18 protein-coding genes, 1 tRNA gene and 1 pseudogene are annotated in these 17,446 nt (G+C 64.8%); 16 read left to right on the top strand and 4 right to left on the bottom strand.

The features are described from left to right. The first annotated feature begins 54 nt into the window (after positions 1-54). Positions 55-145, top strand: a tRNA-Ser gene (locus U5775_RS32485). A 318-nt stretch (positions 146-463) separates the two neighbouring features. Beyond that, positions 464-826: an FxLYD domain-containing protein gene (locus tag U5775_RS32480; RefSeq protein ID WP_322062231.1), complete on the top strand. Its 363-nt coding sequence runs from the start codon at positions 464-466 to the stop codon at positions 824-826. Positions 827-967: 141 nt separating this feature from the next. Here the strand turns inward: U5775_RS32480 and U5775_RS32475 are convergent, their stop codons facing one another. The 3 genes from U5775_RS32475 to acs form a co-directional block, all read right to left on the bottom strand. Then, the gene (locus U5775_RS32475) at positions 968-2,986 is read right to left on the bottom strand and encodes a sodium:solute symporter family protein (RefSeq protein WP_322062230.1); all 2,019 of its coding nucleotides are present in this window, start codon (positions 2,984-2,986) and stop codon (positions 968-970) included. Beyond that, positions 2,983-3,348, bottom strand: a complete 366-nt coding sequence (locus U5775_RS32470; RefSeq protein WP_322062229.1) for a DUF4212 domain-containing protein — start codon at positions 3,346-3,348, stop codon at positions 2,983-2,985. Before U5775_RS32470 ends, U5775_RS32475 begins: the two co-directional genes overlap by 4 nt. Positions 3,349-3,473: 125 nt before the next feature. After that, positions 3,474-5,456: an acetate--CoA ligase gene (gene acs, locus U5775_RS32465; RefSeq protein WP_322062228.1), complete on the bottom strand. Its 1,983-nt coding sequence runs from the start codon at positions 5,454-5,456 to the stop codon at positions 3,474-3,476. A 421-nt stretch (positions 5,457-5,877) separates the two neighbouring features. On the opposite strand from acs, the pseudogene U5775_RS32460 reads away from it, so the two are divergent. From U5775_RS32460 to U5775_RS32420, 9 genes and pseudogenes are all read left to right on the top strand, one after another. Further along, positions 5,878-6,237: pseudogene (locus tag U5775_RS32460) on the top strand (EamA family transporter); the annotation flags it as partial. A 217-nt stretch (positions 6,238-6,454) separates the two neighbouring features. Next, the gene (locus U5775_RS32455) at positions 6,455-7,072 is read left to right on the top strand and encodes a TIGR00645 family protein (RefSeq protein WP_322062227.1); all 618 of its coding nucleotides are present in this window, start codon (positions 6,455-6,457) and stop codon (positions 7,070-7,072) included. 60 nt (positions 7,073-7,132) lie between these two features. Continuing rightward, complete coding sequence (locus tag U5775_RS32450) at positions 7,133-8,656, top strand: fumarate hydratase (RefSeq protein WP_322062226.1); 1,524 nt, start codon at positions 7,133-7,135, stop codon at positions 8,654-8,656. Between the two features lie 249 nt (positions 8,657-8,905). Further along, positions 8,906-9,385: a bacterioferritin gene (gene bfr, locus U5775_RS32445; protein ID WP_322062225.1), complete on the top strand. Its 480-nt coding sequence runs from the start codon at positions 8,906-8,908 to the stop codon at positions 9,383-9,385. A gap of 50 nt (positions 9,386-9,435) precedes the next feature. Continuing rightward, positions 9,436-10,308: a glutamate racemase gene (gene murI / locus U5775_RS32440; protein WP_322062224.1), complete on the top strand. Its 873-nt coding sequence runs from the start codon at positions 9,436-9,438 to the stop codon at positions 10,306-10,308. Between the two features lie 282 nt (positions 10,309-10,590). Continuing rightward, positions 10,591-10,842 carry a bacterioferritin-associated ferredoxin gene (locus U5775_RS32435; RefSeq protein ID WP_322062223.1) on the top strand — a complete coding sequence of 84 codons (252 nt, stop codon included), beginning with the start codon at positions 10,591-10,593 and terminating at the stop codon, positions 10,840-10,842. Positions 10,843-11,107: 265 nt separating this feature from the next. Beyond that, entirely contained in the window at positions 11,108-11,848 is a 741-nt protein-coding gene (locus U5775_RS32430; RefSeq protein WP_322062222.1) for a TonB family protein, read from the top strand. A 98-nt stretch (positions 11,849-11,946) separates the two neighbouring features. Next, positions 11,947-12,672 (top strand): MotA/TolQ/ExbB proton channel family protein, encoded by a 726-nt coding sequence (locus U5775_RS32425; protein ID WP_322062221.1) that lies wholly within the window; start codon positions 11,947-11,949, stop codon positions 12,670-12,672. A gap of 18 nt (positions 12,673-12,690) precedes the next feature. Then, on the top strand, positions 12,691-13,110 hold the full coding sequence (locus tag U5775_RS32420) for a biopolymer transporter ExbD (RefSeq protein WP_322062220.1): 420 nt from the start codon (positions 12,691-12,693) through the stop codon (positions 13,108-13,110). Positions 13,111-13,566: 456 nt separating this feature from the next. On the opposite strand, the gene U5775_RS32415 is transcribed toward U5775_RS32420, so the two are convergent. Further along, the gene (locus U5775_RS32415) at positions 13,567-14,625 is read right to left on the bottom strand and encodes a LysR family transcriptional regulator (protein WP_322062219.1); all 1,059 of its coding nucleotides are present in this window, start codon (positions 14,623-14,625) and stop codon (positions 13,567-13,569) included. 122 nt (positions 14,626-14,747) lie between these two features. Here U5775_RS32415 and U5775_RS32410 point away from each other — a divergent pair, with 122 nt between their 5' ends. The 5 genes from U5775_RS32410 to U5775_RS32390 form a co-directional block, all read left to right on the top strand. Beyond that, complete coding sequence (locus tag U5775_RS32410; RefSeq protein ID WP_322062218.1) at positions 14,748-15,629, top strand: pirin family protein; 882 nt, start codon at positions 14,748-14,750, stop codon at positions 15,627-15,629. 116 nt (positions 15,630-15,745) lie between these two features. Next, complete coding sequence (locus U5775_RS32405) at positions 15,746-16,144, top strand: OsmC family protein (protein ID WP_322062217.1); 399 nt, start codon at positions 15,746-15,748, stop codon at positions 16,142-16,144. A gap of 36 nt (positions 16,145-16,180) precedes the next feature. After that, a complete protein-coding gene (locus U5775_RS32400; RefSeq protein WP_322062216.1) occupies positions 16,181-16,666 on the top strand; it encodes an SRPBCC family protein in 486 nt (161 codons plus the stop codon). 175 nt (positions 16,667-16,841) lie between these two features. Continuing rightward, complete coding sequence (locus U5775_RS32395) at positions 16,842-17,120, top strand: hemin uptake protein HemP (protein WP_322062215.1); 279 nt, start codon at positions 16,842-16,844, stop codon at positions 17,118-17,120. A 105-nt stretch (positions 17,121-17,225) separates the two neighbouring features. Beyond that, positions 17,226-17,446, top strand: a 221-nt coding sequence (locus U5775_RS32390) for a hypothetical protein (protein ID WP_322062214.1), incomplete at its 3' end; no start/stop codon positions are given.

The raw sequence follows: 17,446 nt of genomic DNA, 5'->3' as shown, positions 1-17,446 counted from the left end.
GTTTCCTGCGCCCTCCCCTTGCCGCAAAGAGTCTGCTATAATTCGCGTCCCGCCGGAGAGATGGATGAGCGGTTTAAGTCGCACGCCTGGAAAGCGTGTATAGGTTAACAGCCTATCGGGGGTTCGAATCCCCCTCTCTCCGCCAAAGCATTCCTTTGAAGGCCTTGCTGGACAAGGTCCTTCAAAACATCACCTCAGATCGAAGCGCTAAAAAACAGCCACGGAATGACGGCATCTAATGCCATAGTTTCAGCCCTCTCGATCACCAATCACCCACGCCCAAACCACTCGCCGCACACGCGCCCCGCGAGCTTCAGCGTCTGCGCGATCCGATCATCTTGATCGCCCCGATTCACATCGCACTCATCCCAGGCTCGCGCTCAACAAGCGCACGCCAAACCAGCCACTCTTTCCCCTTACCTTGACGTAACGCAGGCCACGTTGCGCGCCGCTGCGCTTCAATATGACGACCCACAACTACCGGAAGGGGGTCTACATGATGATGAAGAAGCTCGTTCTCGGCGCCACGCTGGCCATCGCGGCCGCGGCAGCCTACGCCAACGATGCGCTGCAAATCAGCGACCTGGGGGCCACTGTCTATCAAGGCGAAGGCTCGGGCTATGTGAGCGGCACGGCCACCAACACGTCCACACGTAGAATTCAGACCGCGACGATCGCGATCAATCTCCTCGATGCGAGCGGCGCCATCATCGGCACCACCTCGGCGAGCGCCATGGGTATCGAGCCGGGTCAGCAATGGAAATTCCGCGCGCCCACTACCCAGCCGTACAACCGCGCCGTGGTCGCCTCGGTCATCGCCTCATAGCCGTATTGCGTCGCGGAGCGCGGCCCCCTGTTCGTCGGGCCGCGCCTTCACAGCCGCGTCCTCGGCCAATCTGCCATCGCGACGAAACATCCGTAAGCTCGAATACGACATCCACGCGACAACCCAAAGCCCGCGCAATTACTAAGGATGCCGAATATAATCCACCAGCGCGACCGTATACTCGTCCGGCTTCCTGTCGATCAAGCTAACCAGGATCGCCACCAAAAACCCCGCCGGCACGCCGAACACCCCCGAGCTGATCGGCTCGATGCCAAACCATCTGGCGCCTTCAAACCCCGTGAGCTGCGTAAAAAACGGATACGTCGAAACGATGTAATACACGCACACGGCAAGCCCGGCCACCATCCCCGCCACGGCGCCAAGCCGTGTCGTCCGCTTCCAGAACACGCCGAGCACCAGCACCGGAAACAGACTCGAAGCCGCCAGCGAAAACGCCGCGCCCACCAGAAATAAAATATTGCCCGCATTGAGCGAAGCCACCCACGAAGCAAACAGCGCCACGCCCAGCAGCAGGATCTTCGACATCGTCACGCGCCGCTGGCTCGACGCGTTCGGGTCCACCATGTGGTAGTACACGTCGTGCGAAAGCACGTTCGAGATCGTGAGCAGCAGTCCGTCCGCCGTGGAAAGCGCCGCCGCGAGCGCGCCCGAGGCCACGAGCCCCGACATCACGTACGGCAGCCCCGCGATCTCGGGCGCCGCGAGCACCACCATGTCGGGCTGCATCTGGATGTCGCTCCAGTGCACGATCCCATCACCGTTGATGTCGGCAATGCCGATCATGGTCGGCTCCATGCGCCGCCACTGCATCACCCAGTGCGGCAGATCGGCGAAGTGCTGCCCCACCAGATGCGAAAGAATCTCGAACTTGATGAGCACCGCGAGCACCGGCACCGTCAGGTAGAACAGCGCGACAAAGAACAGTGTCCACCCCACCGAGCGCCGCGCCGAGGCCACCGAGGTCGTCGTGTTATAGCGCGTGAGAATGTGCGGCAGGCTCGCCGTGCCGAGCGAGAGGCACAGCAGCAGCGAAAGAAAATTGCGTTCGTGTATGCGCCGCGCTTCGGCGTTATCGGCGGGAAACGGCTCGTGCATCGGCACGGGCGGCGCGGCGCGCGCGAGCAGGTCGTCGCGCTGCTGCGTCCACGCCACGCGCGCGGCTTCGGGATCGCGCGGGAAATGCGCGATCTCGTGCTCGAGCGAATCGATGTCGCGCAGCGGGCCGTTGTGGCGGCGCATGTCCGCGAGCGCGTCGACGAGCCGCGTCTTCTCCTCGGTATACGACTGCGGCAGCGCGTCCAGCCGCGACTGCCAGAGCGCCGCGCGGCGCGCGTACTCGTCGCGCACGTTGGCCTCCGCGCTGGTGTCGCGCACGTCGCGCTCGAGCGTCTGGACGCGCTGCATCACCTTGCCGTAGTCGAGTTGCGGCAGCCAGCCCAGGCCATCTCGATGCGCGATCAACGAAACCGGTATCAGGATCGCCGCGATCAGGATGATGTATTGCGCGACCTGGGTCCACGTAACGGCGCGCATGCCGCCCAAAAAGGAGCACACGAGGATGCCGGCCAGTCCGCAGAAGATGCCGATGGCGAAATCCACGCCGATGAAGCGCACCGCGATCAGCCCCACGCCCTGGATCTGCGCGACGAGATAGACGAACGAGCAGATGATCGTCGCCAGCACGGCCAGCGCACGCACGAGGTTGCTGGAAAAGCGCGTGCCGAGGAAGTCGGCGATGGTGTAGCGCGCGAGCTTGCGCACGTAGGGCGCGAGCAGGAACGCGACGAGGCAGTAGCCGCCCGTCCAGCCCATCAGGTAGGCAAGGCCGTCGTAGCCGCTCGCGTAGAGCGAGCCCGCGAGGCCGATGAACGACGCCGCCGAGAGCCAGTCGGCGGCCGTCGCCATGCCGTTGAAGAGCGAGGGCACGCGGCGTCCCGCGACGTAGTATTCGACGAGGTCCGAGGTGCGCGAGAGCAGCCCGATCACGGCATAGACGGCGATCGGCACGAACAGGAACACGTAGCCGATCCACATGCCGGGGCCGGTGGCAAGCTCGATGCGCCACATCACGAAGACGAAGGCGAGAAAGCCGAGCGTATAGAGCGCGTAGGAGCGGATCAGCCGGTGCGCGAGCTTCATCGTTGCGGTGCCTGGCTGGCGTCGCGAATGGCCGTGTCGGCTTCGCGCGCGGCTTGCAGTTCGCGGTCGGCGCGCTGCATCAGCACGATGTACACGGCCACGAGCACGATGTAGACGAGTATCGCCCCTTGCGCGCCGATATAGAACGGCAGGCTGAAGCCGGCGAAACGCACGCTGTCGAGCGCGCGCGCGAACAACGGCACGATGAACGAGACCGCAAAGCCGATGCCCATGAGCACGGCGATCAGCGCCACGTTGAAGCGCCAGTAGCGCCGATGCGCGAGCGCCATCGCCTCGCTCACCGGCGGCGGCTCGGGCAACGGGTTGATGTTGTTCTGGGGTGAGGGGTGTGGCGCGGCCATGCGCTTGTGTAGCAAAAACGCGCATGGCCGGCAATTGGGAACATCCGGCCTTGCAGGGGGCCTTCGTCAGACGCTATGGAGCCGGAGCCAGCACTGAAGCGCCGGCTCCAGACATCAACCGACGATCAAAGCGACTCGCCGAGCTGATCGAGAATCGCGGGGTTCTCGAGCGTGGAGACGTCCTGCGTGATCGCCTCGCCCTTCGCAAGCGAGCGCAGCAAACGGCGCATGATCTTGCCCGAGCGCGTCTTCGGCAGGTTCTCGCCGAAACGGATGTCCTTCGGCTTGGCGATCGGCCCGATCTCCTTGCCCACCCATGCGCGCAGTTCGGCGGCAAGCTTCACGGCATCGTCGCCGTGCGGACGCGTGGCCTTGAGCACCACGAAGGCCACCACGGCTTCGCCGGTGGTGTCGTCGGGGCGGCCCACCACGGCGGCTTCGGCCACGAGCGGGTTGGCCACGAGCGCCGACTCGATCTCCATCGTGCCCAGCCGGTGGCCCGAGACGTTCAGCACGTCGTCGATACGGCCCATGATCGTGAAGTTACCGGTGTCCTTGTCGCGAACGCTGCCGTCGCCGGCCAGATACAGCTTGCCGCCGAGCTCCTCGGGGAAGTAGGCCGACTTGTAGCGCTCGGGCTGGCCCCAGACGTTGCGGATCATCGCGGGCCACGGGCGCTTCACGACGAGAATGCCGCCCTGCCCATTGGGCACGTCCTGGCCGGTTTCGTCGACGATCGCCGCCATGATGCCCGGCAGCGGCAGCGTGCACGAGCCCGGCACGAGCGGCGTGGCGCCCGGCAGCGGCGTGATCATGTGGCCGCCCGTTTCGGTCTGCCACCACGTGTCGACGATCGGGCAGCGCTTGCCGCCCACGTTCTCGTAGTACCACATCCACGCTTCGGGGTTGATCGGCTCACCCACCGTGCCGAGGATGCGCAGCGAGGAGAGGTCATAGCTCTTCGGGTGGACCTTCGCATCGGCTTCCGCGGACTTGATCAGCGAGCGGATGGCCGTGGGCGCCGTGTAGAACACCGTGACCTTGTGCTTCTGGATCATCTCCCAGAAGCGGCCCGCATTCGGGTACGTGGGGATGCCCTCGAACATCACCTGCGTCGCGCCGACCGTGAGCGGCCCGTAGGTGATATAGCTGTGGCCCGTGACCCAGCCGATGTCGGCCGTGCACCAGAACACGTCGGTGGGCTTCCAGTCGAAGGTCCACTTCATGGTCTGCGCGGCCCACAGCAGATAGCCGCCCGTGCTGTGCTGCACACCCTTGGGCTTGCCAGTCGAGCCCGAGGTATAGAGGATGAAGAGCGGGTGCTCCGCGCCCACGGGCACCGGCGCGCAGGTGTCGCTCTCGGCCTGCGAGATTTCGTGCATCCAGTGGTCGCGGCCTTCGGTCCAGCCGACCTTGCCGCCCGTGCGCTGGTAGACGATCACGCTTTGCACCGCTTCGCAGCCGCCCATGGCGATGGCTTCATCGGCGATGTTCTTCAGCGGCAGCGCCTTGCCGCCGCGCATCTGCTCGTCGGCGGTGATGAGCGCGACCGCGCCCACGTCCACCATGCGCTCGTTGAGCGACTTCGACGAGAAGCCGCCGAACACCACCGAGTGCGTCGCGCCAATGCGCGCGCAGGCCTGCATCGCCACCACGCCTTCGACCGACATCGGCATGTAGATGACCACGCGGTCGCCCTTCTTCACGCCGCGCTTTTTCAGCGCGTTGGCGAAGCGCGAAACGCGCGAGAGCAGGTCCTTGTAGGTGACGTTGGTGACGGTGCCGTCGTCGGCTTCGAAGATGATCGCGACGCGCTCGCCATTGCCCGCTTCCACATGGCGGTCGAGGCTGTTGTACGAGGCGTTGAGCTCGCCGTCCTCGAACCAGGTGTAGAACGGCGCCTTCGACTCGTCGAGCACCTTCGTGAAGGGCTTTTGCCAGGTCAGCGCATCAAGCGCGAGACGCGCCCAGAAACCTTCGTAATCGCGTTCGGCTTCGGCACACAACGCCTTGTAGGCGTCCATGCCCGACACCGTAGCGTCCGCCACCGTTTGCGCGGAAGGCGCAAACACACGATGTTCCTGAAGAACCGATTCAATCGCAGACATCGACAACCCCTTGGTGAAGATGAAACGTCAAACTCGTGGACGCGCGCAGGATCTTCGATCCCTGCCGCACGCCGTCTCCTTGCGCCGCCGCGCCATCGCCTCGATTCCGGGCGCCGGCGCGAGGGCGGCATTTCTCATTCCCGCGGCCGGGCTACCCGGCACGCCTCGCATTGCAACAAGTTGCAATCGCGCTCGCACGGGTCCGTGCGCGAACCCGCTCACGCGAGAGTAAGCGCCGCAACTTACCCGCTACTTACGCGGCGCACAACTTCGCTGATGATGTCGAGCGTGCCGATGGTACGTCGCCGTGCGAGCGCGCCGACTCATGCCGACCTATCCGAACCATGCCGATCATCACGCGATGGCAGTCAGTTAAGCGGCCATTTAGAATGCTAACTGATCTAGATGTCCGGATTCCAGCTTGAATCGTCATTCCCTCTTCCTCGCCGCCGCCATGCTGCTGGGGGGCAGCAATGTCGGCATCGGCAAAACGATCGTTGCGTTTTTACCCGTTCCGCTGTTCGCGCTGCTGCGCTTCGTGATCGCGCTCGCCGTGCTCTGGTCCCTGCTGCGCGTCGCGCGCATGCGGCGCGTGAAGCGCGGCGAATGGCTCAATCTGTTCCTTCAGGCCCTCTTCGGTACATTCGGGTTTACGCTGCTGATGCTCGGCGGCGTGCATCGCACAAGTGCCGTGGCCGCGGGCGTCATCACGAGCACGATCCCGGCCGTGGTCGCGTTGTTCTCGTGGCTGTTCCTGCGCGAGCGGCCCGACGCGCGCGCACGGCATCGCGCTCGCGAGCATCAAGACCCTCAAAACCAAACCGGTGCCGCCCGCGGCGTCGTAATTATTTTGTAATTTCAAGCTGCAGGCGTCCCGGCGAAGCGGCGCGCCGACGCGTTACAATAGCGCCCGCCCGGCCCTCGCGGCTTGTTGCGGCGCGCCCCATGCCGCCCGTGCCCCAGGTCCGCGCCCGATTTCCGCTACTCGTGAAATGCCCATGTCCGCTGCACGTCCTCAGCCGCCGTCCGCCGCGCGCCCTCGCCGCATGCGCTTGCTGCCCAGCATCATCTTCATGAGCCGCTGGCTCCAGGTGCCGCTTTACCTGGGGCTGATCGTCGGGCAGACCGTCTATTGCGTGCTGTTCCTCAAGGAAGTCTGGCACCTCGTCACCCACGCGATGTCGCTCGACGAGACGAGCATCATGCTCGCGGTGCTCGGCCTGATCGACGTGGTGATGATCTCGAACCTGCTCATCATGGTGATCGTGGGCGGCTACGAAACCTTCGTCTCGCGCATGGGTCTCGAAGGCCATCCCGACGAGCCCGAATGGCTCGACCACGTGAACGCCGGCGTGCTCAAGGTGAAGCTCGCGATGGCGCTCATCAGCATCTCGTCGATTCATCTGCTGAAAACCTTCATCAATCCCGACGCGGTGTCCGAGCGCACGGTGATCTGGCAAGTGGCCATTCACCTCGCGTTCCTGCTCTCCGCGCTCGTGATGGCATGGATCGACCGCCTCACCACGCATACGCACCCCGAGCACTACCACGACCTCGCCGCGCGCCACCCGGTGCCCGAGAGCGCCGCGGTACGCGACGCGGCAACCTCCGACTAACGCCGGCGCGCCGCCCCCAGCACGATATTCAAAACACCCCTGTCCCCACAGAAGCTAGCCATGACCGTCATCAAACAGGAAGACCTGATCCAGAGCATTGCGGATTCGCTGCAATACATCAGCTACTACCATCCGCAGGATTACATCGAGGCGCTCGGCCGCGCGTACGAGCTCGAACAGAGCCCGGCCGCGAAGGACGCGATCGCGCAGATCCTCACGAACAGCCGCATGTGCGCGGAAGGTAAGCGCCCGATCTGCCAGGACACCGGCATCGTCACGATCTTCGTGAAGGTCGGCATGGACGTGCGTTGGGACGGCGCCACGATGGGCGTCACCGACATGATCAATGAAGGCGTGCGCCGCGGTTACCTGAACCCGGACAACGTGCTGCGCGCGTCGATCGTGAATCCGCCCGAAGGCGGCCGCAAGAACACCAAGGACAACACGCCGGCCGTGATCCACTACGAGATCGTGCCGGGCGACAAGGTGGATGTGCAGGTCGCGGCCAAGGGCGGCGGCTCGGAGAACAAGTCGAAGTTCGTGATGCTGAACCCGTCCGACTCGATCGTCGACTGGGTGCTCAAGACCGTGCCGACGATGGGCGCAGGCTGGTGCCCGCCGGGCATGCTCGGCATCGGCATCGGTGGCACCGCTGAAAAGGCGATGCTGATGGCGAAGGAATCGCTGATGGAGTCCATCGACATTCAGGACATCATCAAGCGCGGCCCGAAGGACTGGGTCGAAGAGCTGCGCGTGGAGTTGCACGAGAAGGTCAACGCGCTCGGCATCGGCGCGCAGGGCCTGGGCGGTCTCGCGACCGTGCTCGACGTGAAGATCATGGCCACGGCTACGCACGCGGCTTCGAAGCCCGTCGCGATGATCCCGAACTGCGCGGCCACGCGCCATGCGCACTTCGTGCTCGACGGCTCGGGTCCCGCGAAGCTCGAAGCGCCCTCGCTCGACGCCTGGCCGAAGGTCAACTGGGAACCGAACACGGAAACGAGCAAGCGCGTCGACCTGAACACGCTCACGCCCGAAGAAGTCGCTTCGTGGAAGCCGGGCCAGACGCTGCTGCTCTCGGGCAAGATGCTCACGGGCCGCGACGCGGCGCACAAGCGCATCGCCGACATGCTCGCGAAGGGCGAGAAGCTGCCCGTCGACTTCAAGAACCGCGTGATCTACTACGTTGGCCCGGTCGATCCGGTGCGCGACGAAGTCGTTGGCCCGGCCGGCCCCACCACGGCCACGCGCATGGACAAGTTCACCGAACTGATGCTCTCGCAAACGGGCCTCATTTCGATGGTCGGCAAGGCCGAGCGCGGCCCGGTCGCGATCGAGGCGATCAAGAAGCACAAGGCCGCTTACCTGATGGCCGTGGGCGGCGCCGCGTACCTCGTCTCGAAGGCGATCCGCGGCTCGAAGGTCCTCGCGTTCGAAGACCTCGGCATGGAAGCCATCTACGAATTCGACGTGCAGGATATGCCGGTGACGGTCGCCGTGGATTCGTCGGGCACCTCGGTCCACAAGACCGGCCCCGCCGAATGGCAGGCGAAGATCGGCAAGATTCCGGTCGCGGCCGCCTGATGCGTACCTGAAGTTGTGAATCGGTCAGTGATGGATTGAGCCGATCTAAAGACCGGGGCCCAGCGCCCCGGTTTTCTTTTGAATAATGCTTGATTAACGCGAACGGGACTGAGACTAATTCTCAGGACCGCACAAATGCCTGATTCAGCTGGATTTGAATGCAGATTTGGCCTTGGCTTTTGTGTTTCGAGCGTTTATTGTTTGAAACCAGTCTTTGAACTCCGCACGCCCCACCAAAGGAACAACATCATGCAAGGCGATAAAAAAGTCATCGAATACCTGAACGCCCAGCTCAAGAACGAACTGACCGCCATCAATCAGTATTTCCTGCATGCCCGCATGTACAAGCACTGGGGCCTCGAAAAGCTCGGCAAGCACGAGTACGACGAGTCGATCGGCGAAATGAAGCACGCCGACTGGCTTATCGAGCGCATTTTCATGCTCGACGGTCTGCCCAATCTGCAGGACCTGCACAAGCTGCTGATCGGCGAAGAGACCAAGGAAATCCTCGAATGCGATCTGAAGCTCGAGCAGATTTCGCAGTCGACCTGCAAGGAAGCCATCGTTTATTGCGAATCCGTGCGCGACTTCATTTCGCGCGAGATTTTCGTGAAGATCCTCGACGACACCGAAGAACATATCGACTGGCTCGAAACCCAGATCGATCTCATCGACAAGGTCGGCATCCAGAACTACCAGCAGACGGCGATGGGTTCGGTAGAATCCTGATCGCGTCGGCGGCCAGCCCGGCCGCCCTCACTTCCGTCATCCAGACTCATTTGAACCTTCCGGCTCCCTCCTGCGCCGCGCCCATCGGCATCTTCGATTCCGGGCTCGGCGGCCTCTCGGTGCTGCGCGCCGTGCGCGCGCAATTGCCCGCCGAGCGCATCGTCTATGTGGCCGACTCGCGCTATGCGCCCTACGGCGCGCGCGACGACGACTTCATCGCCGACCGCACGCTCGCGATCGGCGAATGGCTCGCCGCGCAGGGGGCCAAGGCGCTCGTGGTGGCCTGCAATACCGCCACCGCGCAGTCCATCGCGCTCGTGCGCGAGCGGCTCTGCATCCCGCTCGTGGGCGTGGAGCCCGGCATCAAGCCCGCGGCGGCGCTCTCGAAGTCGCGCGTGGCCGGCGTGCTCGCCACCCAGGTGACGCTGCGCAGCGCGCGCTTTCAGGCGCTGGTCGAGCGCCACGCCGCCGATCTGCGCGTGCTGTGCCAGCCGGGCCACGGCCTCGTGGAGGCGGTCGAGCGCTGCGACGTGAGCTCGCCGGCGCTCGTCGAGCTGCTGCGCGGCTATGTGCAGCCAATGCTCGACGCGGGCGCGGACACCCTCGTGCTCGGCTGCACGCACTTCCCGTTTCTCGATACGGCCATCCGCTCGATCGTGGGCGAGCGCATGACGCTCGTGGACACGAGCGTGGCCATCGCGCGCCAGCTCGAGCGCGTGCTCGATCAGCATGGCTTGCGTGCGCAACCCGTCGGCGATGGCGAGGAATGCGCGGCCGGTGGCATCCCGGCGCGTTTCTGCTCGACCAGTGACGGCGCCCATCTGCGGATGCTCGCGGCGGCGCTGCTCGGTATCGATGCGCAAGTCGAACGCGTGAGCATCCCTTCGCGGCGCACGCGCGAGTTCGAAGCCGACACAGCCTGAGTCGACTAGAAGCGTCGATCAGAGGCGCCGGTCACAAACACTGGCCGGGAAGCGCCGGCCACGCGCACGCGCCTCTCCCCAACCGCGCCCCAAATCCCTTTTGGGCCGCTCACCTTCCGGCCCCGCTTTACGCCCTTCCCGCTAACCCCCCGCCCACGCTGATCCCCAGCAAAATCCCTGCTAAGGGTCCGGTTTTGTTACAAAAAAACCGCCTGCACGCTTGCCAAAGCGAGCAAACATAATGATAATAATTCGCATTAACCCTCTCTATTGCGGTCCATCATGATTGTCTGCGTATGCAAGTCCGTCTCCGACCGGACGATCCGTGCCTCTATCGAGGAGGGCATGGATTCTTTCGACGAGTTGCAGTTCGAACTCGGCGTCGCGACCTGCTGCGGCAAGTGCGAAGAATCCGTTCGCGAAGTGATGGCGCAAAGCGGCGCCTGCGCGACCCGCTGCGGCGTGAGCCATGCGCACCCGGCGCACGTGCCGCAGGCCGTGCCCCTGACGTTCTACGAGCGCAAGGCCGCCTGAGAGACCCCGGCGCGTGTCTCGCCCTTCACGACGCTCGCCTTTGCTTCACCGCTCGCACGCCCGGGCGCTTTACTGCCGACAGCAAGCCAGTTTCACGACCAGCCAGCTAGCCCTCATTCCCAAAGCCGGAGGCCGGGATGGAATTGCTGATCGGATTCGTGACCACCGTGTGCATCTCGCTGTTGATCTTTCGCAAATAAAGCCGCCCGTCGCGACGCGTTGCCCTGCCTGTGCGCCGTCGTTTTCCGGCCGGCCACGCTAACACATGCAGGCTTCCCAAACCACCGCCAACGCGCCAGTGCTTCCCGCTTTTCGTACGCTCGGCTCGAACCGCCGCGTCGTGACCGCGGGCGCGATCGTCATCGCCCTGCACGCCGCGCTCATTGCCTTCGTCCTGAGCCAGCGCAACACCGTCACGCCCGTCGCGCTCGAATCCCGCACGATTACGGCCGAGCTCCTCCAGCCGGAGCCCGTGGCCGCACCGGCCGCGATCCAGTCGATACCCACGCCGCCTCCGCCCAAGCCGGTCCCGCACGTGAGCCGCGAAAAACCCAAGCTTCAGCCCAAGCCCAAGCCCACGCCACTGCCCGTCGCCGAGGCCCCCTCGCAGCACGTGGTCGAGGCGCCCGCGCCCGCCGATCCGGCGCCACCCGCACCCACGCCGCCCGCCCCGGCGCCGCAAGCGGCCGCCCCCGCGCAAGGCAAGCCGACGATGGCCCTCTCCGCACCGAAGAACGTCTCGCACCTCGACTGCAACATCGTGCAGCCCGACTACCCGATGCTCTCGAAGCGCCGCGGCGAGACCGGCGTTGCCTACGTGCACTTCGTGGTGGGGCTCACCGGCAAGCTCGAGAACATCGTGCTCAAGAAGAGCAGCGGCTACAGTCGCCTCGACGACGCCGCGCTCGACGCCATGCGCAACAGCGCGTGCAAGCCGTACATGGAAGACGGCCAGCCCGTGCGCGCGGCCTACACGCAGCCGTTCGATTTCAGCCTGCAGGACTGAGTCGCGCGGGCCCGAGGCCACAGCGGGGCCGCAACGCGCCCGCACCGCGGCCGCCAGAGAATTACACCGTTTAGACGAATTGAAATAAAGGAACAACCATGCAGAACTACGGTATCGCCCACGTCTGGGCGCAAGGGGATTTCGTGACGCGCGGCATCGCGCTCGCACTGCTGATCATGTCGGTGCTCTCGTGGTGCGTGATCGTCGTGAAGGGCTGGAACGTCGCGCGCCTGAAGCGCCTCACGAAGAATGCCGAGACCTCGTTCTGGCATTCGGACGATTTCAGCGACGGCGTGAAGAAGCTCGGCAGCGGCACCCGCGAAGACAATCCGTTCCTCGCGCTCGCGCTCTCGGGCCAGGAAGCCGCCGACCACCATCACCAGACGCAGCCGCATCTGCACGACCGCATGGACGTGTCGGACTGGGTCACCCGCTGCCTGAAGGACACCATGGACGACTCGGTCGCGAAGATGCAGTCGGGCCTCGCGATCCTCGCCTCGATCGGCAGCACGGCGCCGTTCGTCGGCCTGTTCGGCACGGTCTGGGGCATTTATCACGCACTGCTTACCATCGGCGCGACGGGACAGACCTCGATCGACGCCGTCGCGGGCCCGGTCGGCGAAGCGCTGATCATGACGGCGTTCGGCCTCTTTGTCGCGATTCCCGCGGTGCTCGGCTACAACGCGCTCACACGCGCCAACAAGGCGATCGTCTCGAAGCTCAATCGCTTCGCGCACGGCCTGCACGCGTTCTTCGTGACGGGCGCGCGTTTGTCGTCGACGGCGAAGGGCGGCAGTCTGCGCGTCGCCGCACGCAGCCACTAACCCGCGGAGGCAAGCAACATGGCGATGAGCCCCTTTGCCAGCGACGACGACGATGGCCTCATGAACGAAATCAACATGACGCCGCTCGTCGACGTCATGTTGGTACTCCTGATCGTTTTCATGGTGACGATTCCCGTGATCCGTCACGCCGTGAAGATCGACCTGCCGCACGCGAGCAGCCAGAAGGAAGACACCAAGCCCGCTTCGGTCAACGTATCGATCGAAGCGGACGGCACCGTGCTGTGGAACGGCACGACCGTCAGCGACGACGCGCTCAAGGCGAAGATCGCCGCGGCGGCGCAGCAGCAGCCGCAGCCCGAACTGCATCTGAACGCGGATCGCAAGGTCGCCTATGAGAAAGTCGCGCAGGTGATGTCGGCGGCGCAAAGCGGCGGCCTCACGAAGCTCGGCTTCGTCACCGATCCCGCCCATCATTGAGCCGCGCGTATAGCACGTATAGGCGCGTTTCGAAGTCCAAAGTAAAAGGCCCTCATCGTCAGATGAGGGCCTTTTTTCGTGCGCACGCGGCGCATTCGGGCGGTGGCGACACTCCCCGACAATCGCTCGGTTCACGTCGGCACATGCGACTTGCCGTGGTCCACACGGACTGCGCGTTCAGCCCTGAAGGCTCGCTATGATAGCGGCCATCAATTCCCGCTCAAGACCGGTGCTTGGCGAGAGGGATTTCAATATATTCCTCTCGCGGCACACGTTCAATAGTTCGGCCATTGAAAGTAACGATTGCCGGCGACGCTTAAATGCCAAAATGCAAACGCCCTGCAATCTGCGCTCTGTATCGGCTCATGCTTCATACAAGCGCACGCGCGTACACGTTCGCAAAGCTTGATATCGAAGCGCTGCGACGCGCGATGCGCCACACAGGCCGCGCCCTCCTCAAGCGGTTTCGATGTTGCGCACGGACTTTGTTTGCGGCAGGCCGCCCGCGGCGCCTTGTGCGCCCGGGGCCCCATGCGATCCTTGCGCGCCGCCCTGGGCCATCAGCGCGGCCACGTCGCTCCTGAGCGGGCATTCCTGCTGAAGGTTCTTGTCCGCATCGAGCACCTCGACCAGGTAGTCGACGAACGCGCGCACTGCGGGAACCATGCCCTGGCGCGAAAGAAAAACCGCATAGAGCTGCGGCACCGGCAGCGTCCAGCCCGGCATCACCGGCGAGAGCTTGCCCGAGCGCAGCGCGGCGCCATACATCATCTCCGGCAGCGCGGCGATGCCAAGCCCCGCCAGCACGGCTTCGCGAACCGTCGTGAGGTCGGCGCTGATGAGCCGCGGCTCGTGCTCGTGCGCGTGGTGCGTGCCGTCCGGCGCGATCAGATGGAACACGTGGCGGCCGTCGCTCGTGGGCGTGTCGAGCGTCTCGAAGCCCGAGAGATCGGCGGCCGTGAGCGGCGGCGCGTTCTGGGCGAGCAAGCTGGGCGCGCCCACCAGCATCTGCTCGGTGCGCCATAGCGGCCGCACCACGATATTGGCGTTCTGCGGCGGCTCCGAGCGCACGCGCAACGCGATATCGACCGAGTCCTCGAAGAGGTCGATGACGCGGTTCGTCACGCGCATCACCACCCGCACTTCGGGGTAGCGATGCATGAATTCGGGGATGATCTGCGAAAAGATGGTTTGCGAGAGCGTGACCGGCACGCTCACGCGCACGGTGCCGCGCGGCGACGAGCGCAACGACTGAACGACGTTCACGGCCGCTTGCGCCTCCGAGAGCATCGCGCGGCAATGCTGGTAGAAGAGCTCGCCGGCCTCGGTGAGCGCGAGCTTGCGCGTCGAGCGCTGCAAGAGGCGCACGCCGAGCGAGGCCTCGAGTTCGCTCACGCGGCGCGAAAGGCGCGACTTCGAAATGCCGAGCACGCGTTCGGCCGCCGAGAATCCGCCGTGCTCCACGACCTGCGAAAAGTACATCAGGTCGTTCAGGTTGTGCGAATCGATTTTCATGTCGTCGTTCCAGCGATGGGACAATCCATTGCGATCAGGCCGCCAAACAGGCCAAATCGGCTACCTATAATAGCGGTTTGTTTCGCATATCGCGTAATTCCCATTTTTTCGAGGTGATATCCATGTCGGCCCTCCGCTCGATCGCTCACGTTTTTCCCGCGGTTCGCACCACCGAAGGCGGGGGATTCGTCGTCAATCGCCCCTTCCCCACCCGTCAGCTGATGGACTTCGACCCGTTCCTGCTGCTCGACGAGATGGGCCCCGTCGATTACGAACCCGGCGCGGCCAAGGGCGCGCCCGACCACCCGCACCGCGGCTTCGAGACGGTCACCTACATGCTCGCGGGCCGCTTCGGCCACAAGGATTCGGCGGGCCATTCGGGCACGCTCGCGCCCGGCGACGTGCAATGGATGACGGCCGGCGCCGGCGTGATCCACAGCGAGATGCCCGACCCCGAATTCACGCGCACGGGCGGCCGCATGCACGGGCTGCAGCTGTGGGTGAACCTGCCCGCGAGCGACAAGATGATCGCGCCGCGCTACCAGGAGATGCCGCACGCGCAGATCCCGCAGGGCCGCTCGGCCGACGGCAAGGCCACGGTCAAGGTGATCGCGGGCGAGTCGCTGGGCGCGAAGGCGGCCATCGAGACGCGCACGCCCATCCTCTACCTGCACTTCACGCTCGCGCCCGGCGCCCAGGTTGAGCAGCCGGTGCCTGCCGGCTGGAATGTTTTCGCCTACGGCCTTTCCGGCGCGGCGCAGTATGGCGCAACCGGCGAGATCATCGGCGCGCAGCAGATGGTGGCGTTCGCCGGCGATGGCGACACCGTCACGATCGCCGCGCCCGCCGACGCAACCGGCCCCGTCGAGGTGCTGCTGATCGGCGGTCTGCCGCTCAACGAGCCGGTCGTACGCTATGGCCCGTTCGTGATGAACACCGAGCAGGAGATCCGCGACGCCGTGCTCGACTATCAGGCCGGGCGCATGGGACGCATCGCGCACTGAGTCCCCGTCGTCACCTCCGCAGCTTCATCCGCTTTCCGTCACAATAAGGTTTTCCATGCCGCGCGCCCGACGGCCGCGGCGTGTTTCCTTTCAACCGTTCCGCCCGCGAGGAGCGCATGGCCGAAACCGCAGTCACCGCACACATTGGCTCGACCAACTACCAGGTCCAGTTCGACGACGGCACCCACACGTGGCTCGCCGACGAACCGGCATCGCTCGGCGGCGGCGACCGCGGCCCTTCGCCCTATTCGCTGCTGCTCTCGAGCCTGGGCGCCTGCACGTCGATCACGCTGAAGATGTATGCGCAGAGGAAGGAGTGGCCGCTCGAAGGCGTGCGCGTCAAGCTCTCGATGGAAACCGGCAACGAAGGCACCACGATCGACCGCCAGATCGCGCTCGAAGGCCCGCTCTCGGACGAGCAGCGCGAGCGCCTGCTGCAGATCGCCAACGCCTGCCCGGTCCACAAGGTCTTGACCCACGCGATCACGATCCGCTCGGGCCTCGTCGCCGCGTGAGCGGCGGCGGACGGAAACAGACTTAGAGGCGCCGCCTTGAATTTCGAACACCTCATCCAGATCAACGACCCGCTGAACCCGCTCGTCCTGCCCATGACGCGCGAGCAGCTTTGGGAAGGCCTCGTGCTACGCGCGGAGCAGCCGCAGCTTTTCGTGATCGGCCTCGACAGCTGCACGATCCTCTCGCGCGAGGGCAACACGCTCGAGCGCGAGCTGCACTACGGCCATGCCACGGTGCGCGACCGCGTCACGCTCACGCCGAACGAGAACGTGCGCTACGACATCCTCGCGACCGCCGAGTACGTGGGCGGCTCGCTCACGATGACGATCGAGCAGCCCGACGAGCTCCAGCTATTCCTGCGCTTCGAATACCGCACGACGCTGCCGACGGCCGACACCGAAGACGATCGACAGACTTCGGAGATCGTGAAATCGGCGTATCGCGAATCGGATATCGACACGGTGCGGCTCATTCGCCAGTACGTGCAAGGTCCGGGCGAGCCCGAAGCGCCGCTGCACTGAGCCGCTTCGGGCGGACGCTCCCGCACGCTTCTCGCGCGCCCGGCTCGATGCCGGGCGTTGTCTTTTGGGCATCACGCTATCGCTGGACGGTTTCGATGAATTTCGCGAAGTTGCAAATGGGAACGATTATCATTTAATATCAACCCATCGAATCAAGACACGCCTACGCAACGTCATGACTGAATTCAACCGCTCGCCGACACTCAGCCTGCCCCGCACCGGCTCCGCGCTCACCGGCTCGCGTCCGCAGAAACCCGCAGCGCCCGCCGTCACGCGTAAAACCGCGAGCCCGGCCAGCACGACGGCTGGCGCAGCCGGCGCACCGGCGGGCAGCGAGCGCGCGCTCGACAGCACGGCGCTGCTGCAAGGCCGCAGCCACGTGAGCATCGTGCACAACGGCGAGACTTACCAGTTGCGCGCGACGCGTCTGGGCAAGCTGATTCTGACCAAATGAAGTAAAAAATTGAGGTAAATACCGGGTATTGTGGGGACCGCCTCCCTGAGAGGCGTTAGGCATTAGCCAGCAACGACGGCTTGCACGCGAGATCTAGACCCCTTCGTGCACATTTCCTTCAAGCCAGCCGTCGCAGCCAGCCAGGCCATTTTTTTGTTCTCACCTGTGACCATCGTGGCGGCGCGCGAAGCGCTGGCCGCACGAAGCAAAAAGCCGCGGCATGTCCGCGGCTTTTTGCTTTTTGCTGCATCTGCACACGTCGTGGCGCGCCGCAAGCCCGCCACGCCGCCGGGGTTTTCAACCCGGCCCCGGCCGGGTAGCCCGCC

Origin of the sequence: Paraburkholderia sp. J63, assembly GCF_905220245.1 — a bacterium.
Classification (GTDB): Bacteria; Pseudomonadota; Gammaproteobacteria; order Burkholderiales; family Burkholderiaceae; genus Paraburkholderia.
The sequence above is the reverse complement of the archived record's forward strand: the minus strand, read 5'-3'. Positions and strand labels throughout refer to the sequence as shown.